16 protein-coding genes, 1 tRNA gene and 1 pseudogene are annotated in these 17,845 nt (G+C 72.3%); 16 read left to right on the top strand and 2 right to left on the bottom strand.

Annotation, left to right across the window (positions count from 1 at the left end; translation table 11 throughout):
- Nucleotides 1-58 precede the first annotated feature (58 nt).
- Nucleotides 59-694, bottom strand: coding sequence for a uracil phosphoribosyltransferase (gene upp / locus ACFRQN_RS32795; protein ID WP_049650159.1), 636 nt, complete (start codon nt 692-694; stop codon nt 59-61).
- Nucleotides 695-889: 195 nt separating this feature from the next.
- Between upp and ACFRQN_RS32790 the strand changes: the two genes are divergently transcribed.
- The 8 genes from ACFRQN_RS32790 (at nt 890) to ACFRQN_RS32755 (ending at nt 6,040) form a co-directional block, all read left to right on the top strand.
- Nucleotides 890-1,093, top strand: a complete 204-nt coding sequence (locus ACFRQN_RS32790) for a hypothetical protein (RefSeq protein WP_049650158.1) — start codon at nt 890-892, stop codon at nt 1,091-1,093.
- Nucleotides 1,094-1,442: 349 nt separating this feature from the next.
- Complete coding sequence (locus ACFRQN_RS32785) at nt 1,443-2,000, top strand: tRNA adenosine deaminase-associated protein (protein ID WP_049650157.1); 558 nt, start codon at nt 1,443-1,445, stop codon at nt 1,998-2,000.
- Nucleotides 2,001-2,050: 50 nt separating this feature from the next.
- Nucleotides 2,051-2,578, top strand: a complete 528-nt coding sequence (gene tadA, locus ACFRQN_RS32780; RefSeq protein ID WP_079272045.1) for a tRNA adenosine(34) deaminase TadA — start codon at nt 2,051-2,053, stop codon at nt 2,576-2,578.
- Nucleotides 2,579-2,645: 67 nt separating this feature from the next.
- A tRNA-Ser gene (locus tag ACFRQN_RS32775) sits at nt 2,646-2,735 on the top strand.
- A 539-nt stretch (nt 2,736-3,274) separates the two neighbouring features.
- On the top strand, nt 3,275-3,439 hold the full coding sequence (locus ACFRQN_RS32770) for a hypothetical protein (RefSeq protein WP_181970620.1): 165 nt from the start codon (nt 3,275-3,277) through the stop codon (nt 3,437-3,439).
- A gap of 94 nt (nt 3,440-3,533) precedes the next feature.
- Complete coding sequence (locus ACFRQN_RS32765) at nt 3,534-3,827, top strand: Dabb family protein (protein WP_049650156.1); 294 nt, start codon at nt 3,534-3,536, stop codon at nt 3,825-3,827.
- A 314-nt stretch (nt 3,828-4,141) separates the two neighbouring features.
- A complete protein-coding gene (locus tag ACFRQN_RS32760) occupies nt 4,142-4,987 on the top strand; it encodes an RNA polymerase sigma factor SigF (protein ID WP_375876738.1) in 846 nt (281 codons plus the stop codon).
- A gap of 144 nt (nt 4,988-5,131) precedes the next feature.
- Nucleotides 5,132-6,040 (top strand): RNA polymerase sigma factor SigF, encoded by a 909-nt coding sequence (locus ACFRQN_RS32755; RefSeq protein WP_049650154.1) that lies wholly within the window; start codon nt 5,132-5,134, stop codon nt 6,038-6,040.
- Here ACFRQN_RS32755 and ACFRQN_RS32750 read toward each other — a convergent pair.
- Nucleotides 6,027-6,956 (bottom strand): tyrosine-protein phosphatase, encoded by a 930-nt coding sequence (locus ACFRQN_RS32750; protein ID WP_380743993.1) that lies wholly within the window; start codon nt 6,954-6,956, stop codon nt 6,027-6,029. The genes ACFRQN_RS32755 and ACFRQN_RS32750 overlap by 14 nt on opposite strands.
- 414 nt (nt 6,957-7,370) lie before the next feature.
- Here ACFRQN_RS32750 and ACFRQN_RS32745 point away from each other — a divergent pair, with 414 nt between their 5' ends.
- The 8 genes and pseudogenes from ACFRQN_RS32745 to ACFRQN_RS32710 all read left to right on the top strand — a co-directional run bounded on the left by ACFRQN_RS32745 (nt 7,371) and on the right by ACFRQN_RS32710 (nt 17,720).
- Nucleotides 7,371-9,731 (top strand): hypothetical protein, encoded by a 2,361-nt coding sequence (locus tag ACFRQN_RS32745; protein ID WP_380743991.1) that lies wholly within the window; start codon nt 7,371-7,373, stop codon nt 9,729-9,731.
- 82 nt (nt 9,732-9,813) lie between these two features.
- Entirely contained in the window at nt 9,814-11,328 is a 1,515-nt protein-coding gene (gene pelF / locus ACFRQN_RS32740) for a GT4 family glycosyltransferase PelF (RefSeq protein WP_049650152.1), read from the top strand.
- 150 nt (nt 11,329-11,478) lie between these two features.
- Nucleotides 11,479-13,011 carry a hypothetical protein gene (locus ACFRQN_RS32735; RefSeq protein ID WP_380743987.1) on the top strand — a complete coding sequence of 511 codons (1,533 nt, stop codon included), beginning with the start codon at nt 11,479-11,481 and terminating at the stop codon, nt 13,009-13,011.
- A gap of 159 nt (nt 13,012-13,170) precedes the next feature.
- On the top strand, nt 13,171-14,163 hold the full coding sequence (locus ACFRQN_RS32730; RefSeq protein WP_074001825.1) for an SDR family NAD(P)-dependent oxidoreductase: 993 nt from the start codon (nt 13,171-13,173) through the stop codon (nt 14,161-14,163).
- Between the two features lie 75 nt (nt 14,164-14,238).
- Nucleotides 14,239-14,940 (top strand): annotated as a pseudogene (locus ACFRQN_RS32725) (NDP-sugar synthase); the annotation flags it as partial.
- Between the two features lie 125 nt (nt 14,941-15,065).
- Complete coding sequence (locus ACFRQN_RS32720) at nt 15,066-15,983, top strand: NAD-dependent epimerase/dehydratase family protein (RefSeq protein WP_380743985.1); 918 nt, start codon at nt 15,066-15,068, stop codon at nt 15,981-15,983.
- Nucleotides 15,980-16,675 (top strand): spherulation-specific family 4 protein, encoded by a 696-nt coding sequence (locus ACFRQN_RS32715; protein ID WP_074001827.1) that lies wholly within the window; start codon nt 15,980-15,982, stop codon nt 16,673-16,675. Before ACFRQN_RS32720 ends, ACFRQN_RS32715 begins: the two co-directional genes overlap by 4 nt.
- Nucleotides 16,676-16,697: 22 nt before the next feature.
- Nucleotides 16,698-17,720: an endo alpha-1,4 polygalactosaminidase gene (locus tag ACFRQN_RS32710; RefSeq protein ID WP_380743983.1), complete on the top strand. Its 1,023-nt coding sequence runs from the start codon at nt 16,698-16,700 to the stop codon at nt 17,718-17,720.
- Nucleotides 17,721-17,845: the final 125 nt, after the last annotated feature.

Here is a 17,845-nt window from a genome sequence, read left to right as displayed (position 1 = left end):
GCCCCCGGCAGACGCAGTGCCGGGGGCTCTCGGTGTTCGGTGGTTCGGGTGGGGAGGCTCAGCCGGCCGTGCCGTACAGCCGGTCGCCCGCGTCGCCGAGGCCCGGGACGATGTAGCCGTTCTCGTTGAGCCGCTCGTCCACGGCGGCGGTGACGACGGTGACCGGCAGGCCTGCCAGCTCCCGCTCCATCACCTCGACGCCCTCGGGGGCGGCCAGCAGCACCACGGCGGTGACGTCGGTGGCACCGCGCTCGATCAGCATCCTGATCGCGGCGACCAGGGTGCCGCCGGTGGCCAGCATCGGGTCGAGCACGTAGACCTGGCGGCCGGAGAGGTCGTCCGGCATCCGGGTGGCGTAGGTGGAGGCCTCCAGGGTCTCCTCGTTGCGGACCATGCCGAGGAAACCCACCTCGGCGGTCGGCAGCAGCCGGGTCATCCCGTCCAGCATGCCGAGGCCGGCCCGCAGGATCGGGACCACCAGCGGGCGCGGGTAGCTGAGGCGGGTACCCAGCGTGACCGCCACGGGGGTGGTGATCTCCACCTCGTCGGTGCGGACGTCCCGGGTGGCCTCGTAGGCGAGGAGGGTCACCAGCTCGTCGGTCAGGCGACGGAAGGTCGGCGAGTCGGTGCGCTCGTCGCGCAGGGTGGAGAGCTTGTGGGCGACCAGGGGGTGGTCAACAACGTGGAGACGCATGTATCGAGGTTAGCCCGGTCCTGGACGGGTGTACGACTCGCCGTGCCCACCGGGGCGCCGGTCCGGGTGACGCTCCCATGACCCGCCGTGACCCGGCGCGGTCGTCCGGACGGAAGTGCCTCCTGTGGTATCAACCGGGCCGTTCTGGGAATGTCACCTCTTATGACGAGCAACCCGAACCCTGGGGACGGCTCGATGGACGAGCCCGTCGACGGGGTGGGCCGGAGCCCGGGCCCGCCGTACGACCACCCCGAGACGGAAGCGGAGCGCCGCAAGCGGCGGGCCGTCTTCCTGCGCGAGCTCACCGAGGCGCGCGAGCTGCGGGAGCGGGTCCAGCCGCGGCGGACCAAGGAGCGGCGGATGCGCGAGGCGATGCGGATGCGGACCTTCCGGATCTGACCGGGCCCGGAACCGCTCCCGGAACCGCCTCGGGAGGCACCCCCGGGCCACCCTGATGCCGCCCTGGCGCCCGTCCGGCGCGACACCCGGACGGCCCCGGGAAGGGACCCGAACGGCCCCGCCGGGCGTTCGGAGCAAATTTCGACCGGCCTCGGACCGCCCCGGCCCGGCTTCGCCGTCCGCCACCCGGTCCTTCCGACACGACCTGCAAAGACGCGCTGCAGAACACCCCCCGCAAGGGCGGGCTTTCTGTCACGATTCCGATGGGACGGTCCGAACAAGCGGACCGCCTCTGGCGCGGGGGCGGCCAGATTTCCGCGTTGCCCGTGCGCGCCGACAGCCGAGACCGATGATCTTGGGAGTGTCCCTGGTGGCGTACTTCGCTGCAGTGCTTGCTCGCACCGAGGACGGGTGGGATGTGAGCGAGACGGAGCTCGACGACGTCGAAACCCTCGCCGATCTGGCCGACCTGGCCCGCGGATCCGCCCAGGACGACGACAGCGTCCTGATCTTCATCGAACAGGAGGACGCCTGGTTCGCCGTCGTCCGCGTGGACGGCGAGGAGGACCCGCGGATCTTCGTGTCGGACGGCGCCGCGGCCGCCCGCAGCTCCTACGGCTCCGTCCTCACCGACGAGTTGGTCGACCAGGCCGGCGAGAGCGAGTTCGGCGACCTGGACCACCTGCTGGACGAGGCCGAGGAGGCCGAGGAGCAGGACGAGGAGGACGCCGACGCCCGCGGCGGCGTCCCGGTCGGCCCGCTCGGCGACGCCCACCTGCTCACCGAGTTCGGCCTCGCCGCCGACGAGCTGCTGGCGCTCAGCGGCGAGGGCGCGGTCCCGGGCGACGCCCTGGAGGAGATCGCCGAGGCCCTGGGCTGCGGCGAGGTCCTGGAGGCCGTCCGGTAGCGGCGTCGGCCATGCCGGTGTCCACCACCGGATACCCGACACTGGATGCCATGCAGCCCGCATCCACTCCGCTGACCGTCCCGCGCGTCCCCCCGCTGCCCGCCCCCGTCCGCCCCGACCCGGTCCGCGACCGCTGGGCGGCGCCGATGCGCCTCGCCATCGCCGAGGCCGCGCTGGCGCCGGCCACCGGGGACGTACCGGTCGGGGCGCTCGTCCTGGACCCGGACGGCGAGGTGATCGGACGCGGCCACAACGAGCGCGAGGCGGTCGGCGACCCGACCGCGCACGCCGAGGTGGTCGCGGTCCGGCAGGCCGCGGAGAAGACCGGGGAGTGGCGGCTGAGCGGCTGCACGCTGGTCGTCACGCTGGAGCCGTGCACCATGTGCGCCGGCGCCATCGTGCTGTCCCGGATCGACCGGGTGGTCTACGGCGCCCTCGACGAGAAGGCCGGCGCGGCCGGCTCGCTCTTCGACGTGATGCGCGACCGCCGGCTCAACCACCGGCCCGAGGTGATCCCGGGCGTCCTCGCCGACGAGTGCGGCGCGCAGCTGCGCGCCTTCTTCGACACCCACCGCTGAGGGCCCGCCGGGCACCGCGGTGATACGGATTTCGTGACTGCGCCACCCCTCCGGTAGAGTTCCTCTCGGTAGCGTGTCCGAGCGGCCAAAGGAGCACGCCTCGAAAGCGTGTGTGGGGGCAACTCCACCGTGGGTTCGAATCCCACCGCTACCGCCATGAGCAGGACGAACGAAGGCCCCGTTAAAACTTTTAACGGGGCCTTCGTCGTGCCGGTCTCAGTTCTGGTCTCACTTCACCTGTCAGGCCGCCTGCTCCGCGCCGTCCGACTCGCCGGGCCGCGGGGCACCGCCGGAACGGCCCCGGACATGGGAACGGCTCCGTACCCCGGGCCGATGACCACCGGTGCCCGGTCCGTACGGAGCCTGGAGGGGGAGCGGTTCGGGGGGACTGACCGCTCCCCCGGCGGAGTCCCACAACCGGCGCCGCGTCGGGGGGAAGCCGCGGCGACCGGTCCCACAGCGGGGAGCTCCGGATCCATGCACCGGGGATTCCTGCCAGATCCTCGGTACGTCTTCCATCCTGCCGTCCGGCCCGCGAGCGGGCATCCGGAGAAAGGCCCCACTCGCGGGGACCTTCGTCCCGCCGGCCGAACGCGTCGCACACTTGATAGCCCGTCCGGGTGGATAAGCTGCCCCCTGCAGGCCGCTCGGGGACCGGATGACGGCGGCCCACAGCTGGGAGGAAGAGGTCACCCGATGGCGCAGGCGAAGAAGATCGGCATGGCCCTCCTGCTCATCTTCGTGCTCTACTCGATCATCACCTCACCCTCCCGGTCCGCCGAGCTGGTCCAGCTCGGCTTCGAGGGGATCTCGAACGCGGCCAAGGCCGTCGGCACCTTCATGACCGGTCTGATCAAGTGACGGACGGCCCGCACCCATTCGGGTAGCGGTCGGCCCCCGGGCACCGGCTACGGTGAGCGGGACCCTCTGTCCCCGTCCGCGAGGAGCGGCAATCGTGATCCGCCACCTGGTCCTGTTCAAGCTCAACGAAGGCGTCAGCAAGGACGAAGAGCGCGTGCTCGCCGGCGCCAAGGCCTTCGACGCGCTCGGCTCGGTGATCCCCGAGCTGCGCGAGTGGGAGTGCGGCTGGAACACCACCGAGCGCGACATCGCGTACGACTACGCGATCAACAGCCTGGTCGAGGACCGCGACGCCCTCCAGGCCTACCTGACCCACCCGGACCACCAGGCCGCGGCCGGCCTCTGGCGCGAGTTCGCCACCTGGGTGATCGCCGACGTCGAGGTCTGAGCACCCGTCCGGCCCCACCCGTCCGCCCCGGACCACCCGAAGCCCGACCCCGGCGCTTCCCCCGGACAGACCGCGGCGCCCCGTCCGGCTTCCGGGCGGGGCGCCTTGCTCCGTCCCGGAACGATCCCTGCGGCGGTTCGCCGGCCGGCCCGGGAAAGGTTGAACGGCCCACCAACACACCTCCATCGGGTGCTTGCCCGACCTGTGCCCACCTTGTGATGCTATGACCGGTTTTGCCGGACATGGCGAGGTCGTGAACCCGCCGTGGCACCCGCTCCGCAGGGCCCGCCGTTGACGACTTTGGGAGGGGTGAGGTGTCCGTGGACGAAGTGCTGGCTGCGATCACCAGCCCGGCCGGCGAGCTCCGACCGGACCGGCTGCGCGGCCCCGGCGGCCGCCCCGCCGTGGACGTCCGGACGCTGACCCGGGTGCTGTTCGAACGGCTCGCCGAGCTGCCCCCGGACGCCCCCGAGCGGGAGCGGGTCCGGGCCGCCCTGATCGAGGTGAACATCCCGCTGGTCCGCTACGCCGCCACCCGCTTCCGCAGCCGCAGCGAGCCGATGGAGGACGTCGTCCAGGTCGGCACCATCGGCCTGATCAACGCGATCGACCGCTTCGACCCCGGCCGCGGCGTCCAGTTCCCCACCTACGCGCTGCCGACCATCCTGGGCGAGATCAAGCGCTACTTCCGGGACAACGTCCGCACCATGCACGTCCCGCGCCGGCTCCAGGAGCTGTGGGTCCAGGTCAGCGGCGCGATGGAGGAGCTGACGGTGCTGCACGGCCGGGTGCCCAAGGTGCCCGAGATCGCCGCCAGCCTGCGGATCCCCGAGGAGGACGTACGGGCCTGCCTGGACGCCGGGCGGGCGTACAACGCGGCGTCCCTGGAAGCCGCGCAGGAGCACGAGGGCGGGCTCGCCCTGCTCGACCGGCTCGGCTACGAGGACTCCGCGCTGGCCGAGGTCGAGCACCGGGACATGGTCCGCCACCTGCTGGTCCAGCTCCCCGAGCGGGAGCGGCGGATCGTGATGCTGCGGTTCTTCGCCAACCTGACCCAGTCCCAGATCAGCACCGAGCTGGGGATGTCCCAGATGCACGTGTCCCGGCTGCTCTCCCGGATCCTGACCAGGCTTCGGACCGGCAACTCCTGGGAAGAGTGAGATTGCAGCGAGTTACCCCGGCGTGACATCTTGCGACGTTCGGGTTTGCCGTGGACCGTGTTCCGGTATGCAGGGGGAAGGCCCTCGCCGGGAACCACCGCGCGACGGCCCCCGTTCAACTGACAGTCACAAGGGGGTGGGTGCATGTCCGGAGAGCTGGGCACTGCGGAGATCCACGCTGGCGGCCAGGCCAACGGCACGGCCGTCGTCGAGGACCTGGTCCCGCGGCAGCGGGTCGAACCGGCCCGGCCGCCCGGCCCCGACACGGGACCGGAGACGCCGCCCGGCTCGGTGCTGGACACCCGGACGCTCTCCCGCTCGCTGTTCCTGCGGCTGGCCGCGCTGGACCCGGGCAGCGCCGAGCACACCTACGTCCGCGACACCCTGATCGAGCTCAACCTGCCGCTGGTCCGGTACGCCTCGGCGCGCTTCCGCAGCCGCAACGAGCCGATGGAGGACATCGTCCAGGTCGGCACGATCGGCCTGATCAAGGCGATCGACCGGTTCGACCCGGAGCGCGGGGTGGAGTTCCCCACCTTCGCGATGCCCACCGTGGTCGGCGAGATCAAGCGCTTCTTCCGGGACACCAGCTGGTCGGTCCGCGTTCCGCGCCGGCTCCAGGAGCTGCGGCTGGCGCTCACCAAGGCCGGCGACGAGCTCTCCCAGCGGCTGGACCGCTCCCCCACCGTCGCCGAGCTGGCGGCCTGCCTGGGGGTCAGCGAGGAGGACGTGGTCGAGGGCCTCGCGGTCGGCAACGCGTACACCGCCAGCTCGCTCGACTCCAGCACCGGCGAGGAGGACAGCGACGGCCCGCTGGCCGACCGGCTCGGCTACGAGGACCTCGCGCTGGAGGGCGTCGAGTACCGGGAGTCGCTCAAGCCGCTGCTGGCCAAGCTGCCGCCGCGCGAGCGCCGGATCATCATGCTGCGGTTCTTCGGCAACCTCACCCAGTCGCAGATCGGCGAGGAGATCGGGATCTCCCAGATGCACGTCTCGCGGCTGCTCACCCGGACGCTCACCCAGCTGCGCGAGGGGCTGATCAACGAGGGCTGAGCCGACCGCCGGGAGCCGGGCCGCCCCGCTCGGCTCCCGGGTCGTCCAGCAGGTTGGCGCGCAGCCCGGCCAGCACCTCCCCGTCCAGTCCGAGTCCGTCCCGCCAGTAGGCGTCGAAGCCGCCCCAGCCGGCCACGACCTCGGCGAAGGCCGCGTCCAGGTAGCCGCCGTCGGCGCGGAAGACCGGCAGGAGCAGCTCGGGCTCGCGCATCAGGCCGCGGGCCCCGAAGTCGTCCAGCACCCGCCGTACGACCGGGGCGGAGCGCTCGTTGGTGAGCAGGTAGTCGGCCAGGACGGTCTCCCGGTCCACCCCCAGGGCGGTCAGCAGGAGGGCCGCGGCCCAGCCGGTGCGGTCCTTGCCCGCCGAGCAGTGGAACAGCAGCGGCGGCCCCTGAGGGTCCGCCAGCAGCCGTAGCAGGGCGGCGAATCGCTCGCGCGCCACCCGGTCCGTGACGAACCACCGGTAGAGGCCGGCCATCCGGGCGGCCGCCCGGCCGTCGCCGAGCAGCGCCCGCTGGCGCTCCGGGTCGTGGTCCGCCAGCGCGTCGCGGACCAGCAGGACGATGTCGAAGTCCGGTGCCAGCAGCGGGAGGTGGTGGAGCGTCACACCGCCGGGCAGGTGGTCCAGACCGGTCTCGCGGACTTCGGCCATGCTCCGCAGGTCCACCACGCTGTGCAGGCCGAGCGCGCCGAGCGGGCCGAGGTCCTCGGCGGTGACACGGTTCAGGCCATCGCTGCGCAGTGCCACCCCGGGCCGGAGAATCCGCCCGTCAGCCGTCCGGTACCCGCCCAGATCACGGGCATTCAGCGCACCGCGCAAACCGAGACTGCGTCCGACCAGCGGCGTTCCGCCCGCCTCCGGTGACGCATTCCGTACGCTCGGGAATCCCCCGGACTCGGTATGCTGATCGACCATGTGAGCACCTCCATTGCATATTCGGACTGTCACATGGCACAGCCGTGCCCGATATTGCATGAACCTGCCCAACTGGGCGGCGAGATGTGCAAGAGTGTCATGCGCAACGACGACAGTGTAGGTGTCCCGCCCGCCCCACTGGGCCGCACCGTCGGTAACCACGTGTAGCAGTCAGCTTCCGGTTTTTCATTTTCAATTCACTATTTGCGCCGCCGGTCCGGTTCCGGTCACAATCAGCGCCTTCATGGCTTCGCCATGAACGTTGGTAACAGGTTCGCTGCACTCTCGCCCAATTGGTCCCTCGCACCACCGTCCCTCGACCAGGATGGGCCCGGGCAGCCTGCTGCCCGCGAACAGCTACACGGGCAGGCGAGCGCCGAGCAGCGTGACGCCTGCACCAAGGGGAGGATCACCATGGGTCGAGCGACCCGAAGAGTCGCCGCGTGCGCGGCGGCAGTCCTGCTGGCCAGCGGCTTGCAGACCACCCTGGCCCACGCCGACGCGGCGCCGCCCAGGATCGACCTCACCGTCCTGGTCGTCGACGACGGCGGCCCGTCCGTCGCTGCCATCACCGCCGAGTTGAAGAGCCAGGGCACGCCCTACAAGGTCATCAGCCTCAATGACCCCAACCGCCCCGTCATCAACTCCGCTTTCCTGAGCGACACGCTGAACGGCCAGCCCCGCGGGAAGTTCCAGGGCATCGTGCTGCCCAACGAAAACCCCTTCCCCAACAGTGCCACCGAGATGACGGCGATCGCGACCTACGAAGCCGCATTCAACGTCCGCCAGATCGACGCGTACACGTGGGCCAACCCGGCGGTGGGGCTGAACTACGCCCAGAATCCCGGATTCGTGGGCACTCTCGACGGATTCCAGGGCGCCACCACCGCGGCCGGAACTTCGGGCCCGTTCGGGTACCTCAAGGGCAGCGTCCCGTTCGAGGACAACGACCCGAACGTCGGCGAGAGCTACGGCTACCTGGCCACTCCGCTCGCCAGCCTGCCGGCCGGCGCCTCGTTCGTCCCGCTGGTCGACGCGCCGATACCCAACACGGCCAGCCGCGGTTCGCTGGTCGGCGAGTACACCCACGACGGCCGCAAGGAACTGGTCGTCACGTTCGTCTACAACCAGTACCAGCAGCAGTACCGGCTGCTGGCCCGCGGCATGGTCGACTGGCTCACACAGGGTGTCCACCTCGGCTACGACCGCAACTACTTCGCCACCCACGTGGACGACGTCTTCCTGGCCGACGACCGCTGGGACACCGTGCTCAAGTGCACCCCCGGCGACGTCACCTGCCCGCCCGGCACCCCGGACACCGCCAACCCGATCCGGATGACCGTCGACGACGCCAACCACCTCAAGCAGTGGCAGGCCGCCAACAACTTCACCCTGGACATGGTGTTCAACGGCGGCGGCAGCGAGGACTGGAAGGCCGACCACCAGACCACGGTGGACCCCACGGCGAACCAGATGATCGCCGACCAGAACAACTACCGGTGGGTCAACCACACCTACACCCACCCGTACCTGGGCTGCGAGCAGAACGTCACCGTGGTGCCGTGGGTCTGCGCCAAGAACACCGCGGGCGCCACCGTCTGGGTCGACCAGAACACCATCTCCTCCCAGATCAAGACCAACGCCGACTGGGCCACCACGAACGGCCTGGGCTTCGACCCGCAGTCCCTGGTCACCGGCGAGCACTCCGGCCTGCTGACCGCCCCGCAGGAGACCAGCGACAACCCGAACCTGGCGCCGGCGCTGGCCGCCAACGGCATCAAGTTCACCGCCAGCGACGCCTCCCGCGAGACCGGCCAGCGGCCCGTCGGCGCCGCCCTGACCGTGCCGCGGTACCCGATGAACGTCTTCTACAACGCCGGTACGGCGAAGGAGGAGGCCGACGAGTACAACTGGATCTACACCAGCAAGGCCAACGGTGGCAGCGGCGTCTGCGAGAACAACGCCAACTCCACCTGCCTGCCCCAGCCGCTGGACACCACCACCGGCTACCAGTCGTACATCGTGCCGCTGGAGGCCCGGATCGACCTCGGCCACGTGCTGAGCAACGACCCGCGGCCGCACTTCGTGCACCAGTCGAACCTGTCCGAGGACCGCATCCTGTACCCGGTGCTGGAGAAGATCCTCGGCACCTACCGCTCGCTGCACGCGGACAGCGCCCCGATCGTGAACCTGAGCCAGCGCGAGATCGGCCAGGAGTTCCAGCGCCGCGCGGCCTGGAACACCGCCCTCGCCTCCGGCCAGGTCACCGCCTACCGGGTCGGCGGCACCGTCACCGTCAACGCGCCGTCCGGCGTTCAGGTCCAGGCCACCATGCCGACCGGAACCGCTCAGAAGCTGGCCATCGGAACGGGCGGGTTCGGTTCGTCCTACGCCGGTACCCTCTCGGGTTGGGTGTCCCCGGGCGCGCTGCAGAGCAGCGTCACCCTGCAGCTGCCGTCCGCGCCGGCCGCCCCGGCCCCCGTCGCGCCGGGCGTCGCGGCCAAGTCCGTCCCGGCCCCGGCGCCGGCGGACAAGAAGGTCGTGCCGCAGGGTGTCGCCACCCCGGTCCCGGTGGGGCCGAGCGACACCACCCGCAAGCCCGCTCCGTCCCTGGTCCCGGGTAGCGGAACCCCGGTGCCCGGCAAGGATGTCCTCGCTGGCACCATCGGTCAGGGCGGCAACGGCCACGACGACAAGGCTGCGACGAAGAACGGCAAGGCCTCTGGGGGGACGGCCACGCCGAGCAGCACCACCGGACGCTCCGGCAACCGGTAACCGGTAACCAGCACCACCCGCCACGGCTCCCGTTCCGGTCATCCAGGCCGGAACCTACGCAAGAACAGGAGGGGGGACAGGAATGCGCGTCACCCTGCTCACCGAGGGGACGTATCCGCACCAGCACGGCGGCGTGAGCGTCTGGTGCGACCAGCTCGTTCAGGGCATGCCGGACGTCGAGTTCGACGTCATCGCCGTCACCGGAACCGGCCACGAGCCACTGGCCTGGGAACTGCCCGCCAACGTACGGTCGGTCACCACCGCGCCGCTGTGGGGGCCCGCCTCGGAGGGCCGAGCGCCCCGCGGCAAGGAGATGCGGCGCTTCCTCAACGCGTACGAGCGCTTCCTGCACTCCATCCTCGACCCGGTCTACACCACCCACTTCGGCACCGAGCTGTACAACTTCGCCGACCTCGCCCGGCACGGGCTGCTCAGCCCGGCGCTGCGCAGCGAGCGCGCGCTGCGCACCCTCCAGCAGGTCTGGACCCGCGACTACCTGCCGACCGCCGTCTCCCGGCCCACCCTGCACGACGCCCTGAACGCCACCGACCTGCTGGAGCACGCCCTGCGGCCGCTCTCGGTCGAGCCGCCCAAGGACGGCGTCGCGCACGCGGCCAGCGGCGGCCTCGCCACCCTGCCCGGGCTGATCGCCGCCCAGCAGTACGGCGTACCGTTTCTGCTCACCGAGCACGGCATCTACCTGCGCGAGCGCTACCTCGGCTACCGCACCGGCCCCTACCGCTGGCCGGTCAAGGCGCTGCTGCTCGGCTTCTACCGGATGCTCGCCGAGGAGAGCTACCGGCAGGCCGCCCTGGTCACCCCCGGCAACCGGTACAACCGGCGCTGGGAGGAGCGCGGCGGCACGCCGTCCTCGCACATCCGCACCGTCTACAACGGGGTGGACCCGGCGGCCTTCCCGCCGGCCGGCCCCGAGCCCGAGACGCCCACCCTCAGCTGGGCCGGCCGGGTCGACCCGATCAAGGACCTGGAGACGCTGATCCGGGCCTTCGCCATCGTCCAGCGGGAGATCCCCGAGGCGCGTCTGCGGCTCTTCGGCGGCACCCCCAAGGGCGGCGAGGCGTACCGGGACGGCTGCATAGCCCTGGCCGCCGAGCTCGGCATAGCCGACTCGGTGGCCTTCGAGGGCCGCGTCGCCGACATCACCGACGCGTACGCGGCGGGCAACGTGGTCATGCTCTCCAGCATCAGCGAGGGCTTCCCGTTCACCCTGATCGAGGCGATGTCCTGCGGCCGCGCGACCGTCTCGACCGACGTCGGCGGCGTGCGCGAGGCCGTCGGCGACACCGGACTGGTCGTCCCGCCGCGCGAACCCGAACCGATGGCGGCCGCCGCGATCGAGCTGCTGCGCGACGCCGAACGGCGCGCCCGGCTCGGCGAGGGCGCCCGGCTGCGGGTGATCGAGCAGTTCACCCTCCGCCAGAACATCGACGGCTTCCGCGGCATCTACACCGAGCTCCTGGGCACCGCCCGCTGGATGCCCGGCGGCATGGTCGCCGTCACCGACCAGGTCCCCAGCCCCGACTGGGACCAGCAGCTGGCCGCCGCCCGCCCCGAGCCGAGCGAGGTCGGCGCGTGAACGGGCACGGCGACAGAACCATCGAGAGGCGCGTGTCCCGCTCAGCGGCCGCCGAGCACAGCGAGGTCAGAGCGTGAACGAGCGCAGCGAGCGAACCATCGAAAGGCGCGTGTCCCGCTCAGCGGCCGCCGAGCACAGCGAGGTGGACGCGTGAGCGGTCCCTTGAGGCTTGTTCCGGGCGAGGCCGGCCCCGACCAGACCGTGCAGCTGCGCGCCCTGCCGCTCAAGCGCCGCCGTCCCGCCCCGTCGGAGCAGGAGCCGGAGCCGGAGCCGGATGACTCGCTCTACCTCCCCGCGGACCCGCTGGACGAGCTCGCCGAGCGCCTGCGCGACGTCTGCGCCGACGCCGTCCACCCGTACGAGATCGCGGCCTTCCTGGAGTCCGACGGCCTGTCGGACGAGCAGGCCGCCCTGCTCTACGGCCGCCCCGACGCGTTCACCGTCGCCGAGGAACTGTTCGAGAAGGTCGAGCGCCGCTACCCCGGCCCGAGCTCCGAGTTCGCCAACCCCTGGCGGGCCGACCCCTGGCGCTGCGTGGTGCGCGGCCTGGTGTTCGCCCTGCCGGGGCTCGGCTACCTGCTCGGCGCCAACCTGTTCGCGACCACCCGGATGCGCTTCGGCCTGCCCTCGGGCATGCTCGCGCTGTCCGTCGCCACGCTGGTCAGCTGGGGCTTCAACCAGGCACTGGCGCACCGCTCCTACCGCTGGCTGGGCCGGCTGCGCCGCCGTGAGGCCGCGGTCTGCCTGGCCGTCGGCGCCCCGGTCGGCGCGCTGGTCGCGGCGGCCGCCGCGTACGTGGTCGGCGGGCCGCTGGGCGCGCTGTGCTTCGCCGCCGGGCAGTCCTGCTACCTGGGCGCGGCGACCGTGCTGCTGGTGCTCGGGCGGGAGAAGTTCCTGCTGCTGGCGCTGGCCCCGGCCTCGGTCGGCGCGGGCGTGGTGCTGGCGGCGGACGTCCCCCAGCCGGTCCGTACGGTCGTGCTGCTCGTCTCGCTGGTGCTGGCGGTCGGACTGGCCGTCCGGGAGCTGCTGGTCTGCATCCGCGGCGGCGAACGCGAGTCCGTCGAGCTGAGGCTGCCGGTCCGCCAGGAGGTCCCGCACCTGCTGTTCGGCCTGGCCTGCGGCGCGCTCACGCTGATCGCCGGCCTCGGCGGGACGATCCACCAGGCCGTGCAGTCCGGCGGCCTCCCCGCGCAGGGGACGTCGACCACCCCGACCGGACCGGCCATGATCGCGCTGACGCTCAGCCTGGGCCTCGCCGAGTGGCTGCTCTTCCGCTACCGGGCGATGGCGGTGGCCGCCCTGCGCACCAGCCACACCAGCGGCCAGTTCACCCGCCGCACCGGCGGGATCCTGCTCGGCTGCCTCTTCATCTACCTCACCACCGTGGCCGCGCTGGACGCCGCCGCGACCGTGCTGTGGCCCGGCGCCCCCGCGCTCGGCGTGCCGCAGCTCGGCGCGATGCTGCTCCTCGGCGGCTCGCTCTGGCTGGCGCTGCTGCTGAACGCCTTCGGGTTCAGCTGGAGCACCGCCCTCGTCTGTCTGGCCGCCGCGGTCGCCGAGAGCGCCGGGCTGCTGGCGGGTGCGGACCCGATCGTCCTGCAGCTGATCGGCTGCGGGACGGCCGCCTTCGTCCTCACCGCACTGGCCGGGCCCGCGCTCGGCCGCACCACCCAGCACCGCTGAAAACGCACCACCCAGCACCGCTGAACACATCGAATATCCCGCACGCCTCCTTCGCGTGCACCGCCGTACCCGTTCCACCTGAGACACCCACCGGGCCAACGGCGGCCGGCCACCCCAGTGCGTCCGGCCGCCCCGGCAGATCGAGAAAGCGACATCCGCATGAGCAGCGTTGCGGTTACCGGAGCCGAGGGCTTCATCGGCTCCCACCTCGTCGAGACCCTGGTCGCCGACGGGCACCACGTCCGCGCGATGGTCCAGTACAACTCGTTCTCGTCCTTCGGCTGGCTGGAGACCCTGTCCGAGGAGGTGCTGGACTCGGTCGAGATCGTCCTCGGCGACGTCCGGGACCCGGGCTCGGTCAACGGCCTGGTCAAGGGCACCGAGGCGGTCTACCACCTGGCCGCCCTGATCGCGATCCCGTACTCCTACCGCGCCCCCCACTCGTACGTGGACACCAACGTCACCGGCACCCTGAACGTGCTGGAGGCGGTGCGCCACCAGGAGATCCCCCGCCTGGTGCACACCTCCACCAGCGAGACCTACGGCACCGCGCAGACCGTGCCGATCACCGAGGACCACCCGATCAACACCCAGTCCCCGTACGCCGCCTCCAAGGCCGGCGGGGACCGGCTGGCCGACAGCTACCACGCCAGCTTCGAGACCCCGGTCGTCACCCTGCGCCCGTTCAACACCTTCGGCCCGCGCCAGTCGATGCGCGCCGTCATCCCGACCGTGATCGCCCAGGTCGCGGCCGGCCAGACCGAGATCACCCTCGGCGACCTGCGCCCGACCCGCGACTTCACGTTCGTCAAGGACACCGCCAACGCCTTCCGCACGGTGGGCTCCGCGCCCGCCGACACGGTGGTCGGCCGGACCTTCAACGCCGGCACCGGCGGCGAGATCTCGGTCGGCGACCTGGTCACCCTGGTCGGCAAGCTGATGGGCGTGGACCTGGTGGTGAAGGAGGACGAGCAGCGCATCCGTCCGACCAACTCCGAGGTCATGCGCCTGGTCGCGGACGCGACCCGGCTGCGCGAGGCCACCGGCTGGGCCCCGAACTTCAGCCTGGAGCAGGGCCTGGAGCAGACCATCGAGTTCTTCCGCGACCCGGCCAACCTGGCCCGCTACAAGACCGACATCTACAACGTCTGACCCGCCCCGACCGATCTTGCTCGTCCTGGTAACCAAGGTTCGTGTCCTGCACATCCTTTCCGTGGGGGAAACACCATGCACGCAGTGATCCTGGCCGGCGGTAAGGGCGTCCGTCTCCGCCCGTACACCACCGCGCTTCCCAAGCCGCTCGTCCCGATCGGCGACCAGCACGCGATCCTGGAGATCGTGATGCGCCAGCTCGCCGCCGCGGGCTTCCAGAGCGTCACCCTGGCCATCGGCCACCTCGGCCACATCATCCGCGCCTACGTCGGCAACGGCTCGCAGTGGGGCCTGCGGGTCGGCTACGCCGTCGAGGACAGCCCGCTCGGCACCATGGGCCCGCTGCTCACCATGCAGGAGCGCCTGCCCGAGCACTTCCTGGTGATGAACGGCGACATCCTGACCGACCTGGACTTCGCCGGGGTGCTCAAGCACCACGAGGCGTCCGGCGCCCCGCTGACCATCGCCACCTACGCCCGCCAGGTCAAGATCGACTTCGGCGTGCTGACCTCCGAAGAGGGCACCATCACCGGCTTCCAGGAGAAGCCCAGCATCGACTACCGCGTCTCGATGGGCGTGTACGGCGTCTCCCGCTCGGCGCTGGCCAAGTACACCCCCGGCCTGCCGCTGGGCTTCGACGAGCTGGTGCTCGACCTGCTGGCCGCCGAGACCCCGCCCGCCGCGTACGAGTTCGGCGGCTACTGGCTGGACATCGGCCGGCCCGACGACTACGACCGGGCCAACGCCGAGTTCTCCACCATCCGTCCGGTCCTGATGCCCTTCGAGTCGAGCGGCATCACACCGGGTGTCGCGGAGCTGCCGATCCCGGCCGCCCGCACCGCCCCGGACGACGCGACCACCGAGCCCGCCACCGCGGGCGCCGAGAGCGACGGACGGGCCGCGTGAGAATTCTGCTCCTCGGCGGCGACGGCTTCCTCGGCCGTCACGCCACCGCCGTCCTGCGGTCAGTGCCCGGTGCCACCGTGCTGACCGCGGGCCGGCGGCCCGCCCACGACCTCCGGCTGGACCTGGCCACCGCCCAGGCCGGCCCGCTCGGCGAGGAACTGTCCGCGCTGGCCCCCGACGCGGTGGTCAACTTCGCCGGCGCGGTGGCCGGCAGCGCGGTCAAGCTCGCCGAGGTGAACGCCCGCGGCCCGGCGGTGCTCTGCGAGGCGCTCTCCCTCGGCGCCCCGAAGGCCCGCCTGGTGCACATCGGTTCGGCCGGCGAGTACGGCGTCTGCGCGCGGGGCGAGTCCCTCGCCGAGGACGCCGACGCCCGCCCGGTCGGCGTGTACGGCGCGACCAAGCTGGCCGGCTCCCTCGCGGTGGCCGGCTCGCCGCTGGACGCCGTGGTGCTGCGGGTGTTCAACCCGGTCGGCCCCGGCGCCCCGGCGGGCTCGCTGCCAGGCCGGCTGGCCGCCGAGCTGCGCCGGGTGGCGCCCGAGGGCGCCGACGGCGTGATCACGGTCGGCGACCTCTCCGCCTACCGCGACTTCGTCGACGCCCGGGACGTGGCGAAGGCGGTCGGCCTGGCCGTCACCGCCGACCGTCCGCTCCCCCGGGTGCTCAACCTGGCCTCCGGGCAGGCCCGGCAGGTCCGGGCGATCGCGGACGGGCTGGTCGCCGCGGCCGGCTTCACCGGCCGGATCGACGAGAGCGGGGCGGGCTCCGAGCGCTCGGCCGCGGTCTCCTGGCAGCAGGCCGACGTGTCGGCCGCCGACCGGGAGCTCGGCTGGCGGCCGGAGACGGACCTCGCCGACACCCTGCGCGACCTGTGGCTCGGCACCGCCGGGCCCACGCCCGACCCGGTGGTCGCATGACCGCCGGGCACACCCCCGACGGCCGCCTGCTGGTGCCGCTGTACGTCCACCCCGCGGTGGACCCGGCGGCCTGGCAGGCGGTCGCCGCCGCCGACCCCGCCCGGATCGCCGCCGTCGTGCTCAACCTCGCCGACGGTCCGGGCGAGTTCCCGGACCACGTCTTCGCCGAGGCCGCCGACGAACTCCGCGCCGCCGGACTGCCGTTGGTCGGCTACACCGACACCGACTACGGCCGCCGGCCGCACGCGGCCGTGGTGGCCGACATCCTGACGTACCGTCAGCGCCACGGCATCACCGGCGTCTACCTCGACCAGGTCTCCACCCACCCGGGTGCGCTCGCGCACTACCGGCGGCTGGCCACGGCCGCCCGCGCGGCCGGCTGCGGCACCGTGGTGTTCGGCCACGGCGAGCACCCGGACCCGGGCTACGCCGAAGTCGGCCTGGCCGACCTGCTGGTGACCTTCGAGGGCGACTGGGACGCCTACCGCGCCATGACGCTGCCGCTGTGGACCGGCCGGCACGCGGCCTCCCGCTTCTGCCACCTGGTCTACGACGTCCCTTCCGAGCACGCCCAGGACGCCGCCGCCCTGATCGCCGCCCGGCGAGCCGGCGTCGGCTGCGCCGTACCGGGGGCCGGGGAGAACCCCTGGCGCACCCTGCCGTACGGCCTGAACGCCGCCGAACTGACCTGACCCGATCCGGAGTCCGACTACCGTGAACCGCCGCAACCACCGGCACCTCCCGGCCGCCCTGGCCCTCGCCACCGCCACCGCCCTGCTGGTCAGCTCGTGCAGCAGCTCGGGTTCGGAGGACGACCAGGACTCGGCCGACGGCACCCCGAGCAACTCCCCCGCGGCCACCGCGCCGAGCACCCCCGGCACCCCCGCCCCGAGCACCACCGAGCCGGGCACGCCGACCCCCGCGCCCACCGCTCCCGGCACCACCGCGCCCGCCCCGGGCACGCCCGGCAGCAGCACGCCTCCCGGCACCCCGCAGGGCACCGGCACCCCGCCGGGCAACCCGGCACCGCCGGCCGGCGCCCGCTGGCAGCCCACCCCGGGCCTCGCCTGGCAGTGGCAACTCGGCGGCGGCGTCGACCAGTCGGTGGACGTCCCGGTCTACGACATCGACGGCTTCGAGAACGACGCCTCGGTGGTGGCCGCGCTGCACGCCAAGGGCCGCAAGGTGATCTGCTACATCAACGCCGGCTCCTGGGAGGACTTCCGCCCCGACTCCGCCGCCTTCGCCAAGTCCCTCCAGGGCTCGGACACCGGCTGGAAGGGCGAGAAGTGGTTCGACATCCGCAAGCTCGACCAGCTGAAGCCGCTGATGGCCGCCCGCTTCGACATGTGCCGGAGCAAGGGCTTCGACGCCGTCGAGCCGGACACCATCGAGGCGTACAACCAGAACAGCGGCTTCCCGCTGACCCCGGACGACCAGCTCAAGTACAACCGGATGCTGGCCCAGCTCGCCCACGAACGCGGCCTGGCCATCGGCCTGAAGAACGACCTGGACCAGATCCCGGCCCTGCTCCCGGACTTCGACTTCGCGGTCAACGAGGAGTGCGCGCAGTTCGACGAGTGCGACCGGGTCGCGCCCTTCGTCAAGGCGGGCAAGGCGGTCTTCCACGTCGAGTACAAGCTCGACACGGACCAGTTCTGCGGCAAGGCCAAGTCGCTGGGCTTCAGTTCGATGCGGAAGAAGCTCGAACTGAACGCCTGGCGCAAGCCCTGCTGAGGTGTTCGTCTTCCGTCGCGGGGGGGGCCCGGCCGCGGGGGGCCCCCCCCGCCGGGCGCGGGGCGCCCGCCCGCCCGCCGCGCCCCCCGCGCCCCCCCCCACCGCCGCCGCCCCCGCCCGCCCCG

Source organism: Kitasatospora sp. NPDC056800, from assembly GCF_042789775.1.
GTDB lineage: Bacteria > Actinomycetota > Actinomycetes > Streptomycetales > Streptomycetaceae > Kitasatospora.
This window is presented reverse-complemented; position numbering and strand designations above follow the sequence as displayed.

What these genes read in the sequence shown, in the direction of transcription:
- tadA (WP_079272045.1), top strand. Translation starts at nt 2,051, where the DNA reads ATGCAGCCCGCATCCACTCCGCTGACCGTCCCGCGCGTCCCCCCGCTG.
- pelF (WP_049650152.1), top strand. Translation starts at nt 9,814, where the DNA reads ATGCGCGTCACCCTGCTCACCGAGGGGACGTATCCGCACCAGCACGGC.
- ACFRQN_RS32730 (WP_074001825.1), top strand. Translation starts at nt 13,171, where the DNA reads ATGAGCAGCGTTGCGGTTACCGGAGCCGAGGGCTTCATCGGCTCCCAC.
- ACFRQN_RS32755 (WP_049650154.1), top strand. Translation starts at nt 5,132, where the DNA reads ATGTCCGGAGAGCTGGGCACTGCGGAGATCCACGCTGGCGGCCAGGCC.
- ACFRQN_RS32750 (WP_380743993.1), bottom strand. Translation starts at nt 6,956, where the DNA reads ATGGTCGATCAGCATACCGAGTCCGGGGGATTCCCGAGCGTACGGAAT.
- ACFRQN_RS32790 (WP_049650158.1), top strand. Translation starts at nt 890, where the DNA reads ATGGACGAGCCCGTCGACGGGGTGGGCCGGAGCCCGGGCCCGCCGTAC.
- ACFRQN_RS32785 (WP_049650157.1), top strand. Translation starts at nt 1,443, where the DNA reads ATGATCTTGGGAGTGTCCCTGGTGGCGTACTTCGCTGCAGTGCTTGCT.
- ACFRQN_RS32715 (WP_074001827.1), top strand. Translation starts at nt 15,980, where the DNA reads ATGACCGCCGGGCACACCCCCGACGGCCGCCTGCTGGTGCCGCTGTAC.
- upp (WP_049650159.1), bottom strand. Translation starts at nt 694, where the DNA reads ATGCGTCTCCACGTTGTTGACCACCCCCTGGTCGCCCACAAGCTCTCC.
- ACFRQN_RS32745 (WP_380743991.1), top strand. Translation starts at nt 7,371, where the DNA reads ATGGGTCGAGCGACCCGAAGAGTCGCCGCGTGCGCGGCGGCAGTCCTG.
- ACFRQN_RS32770 (WP_181970620.1), top strand. Translation starts at nt 3,275, where the DNA reads ATGGCGCAGGCGAAGAAGATCGGCATGGCCCTCCTGCTCATCTTCGTG.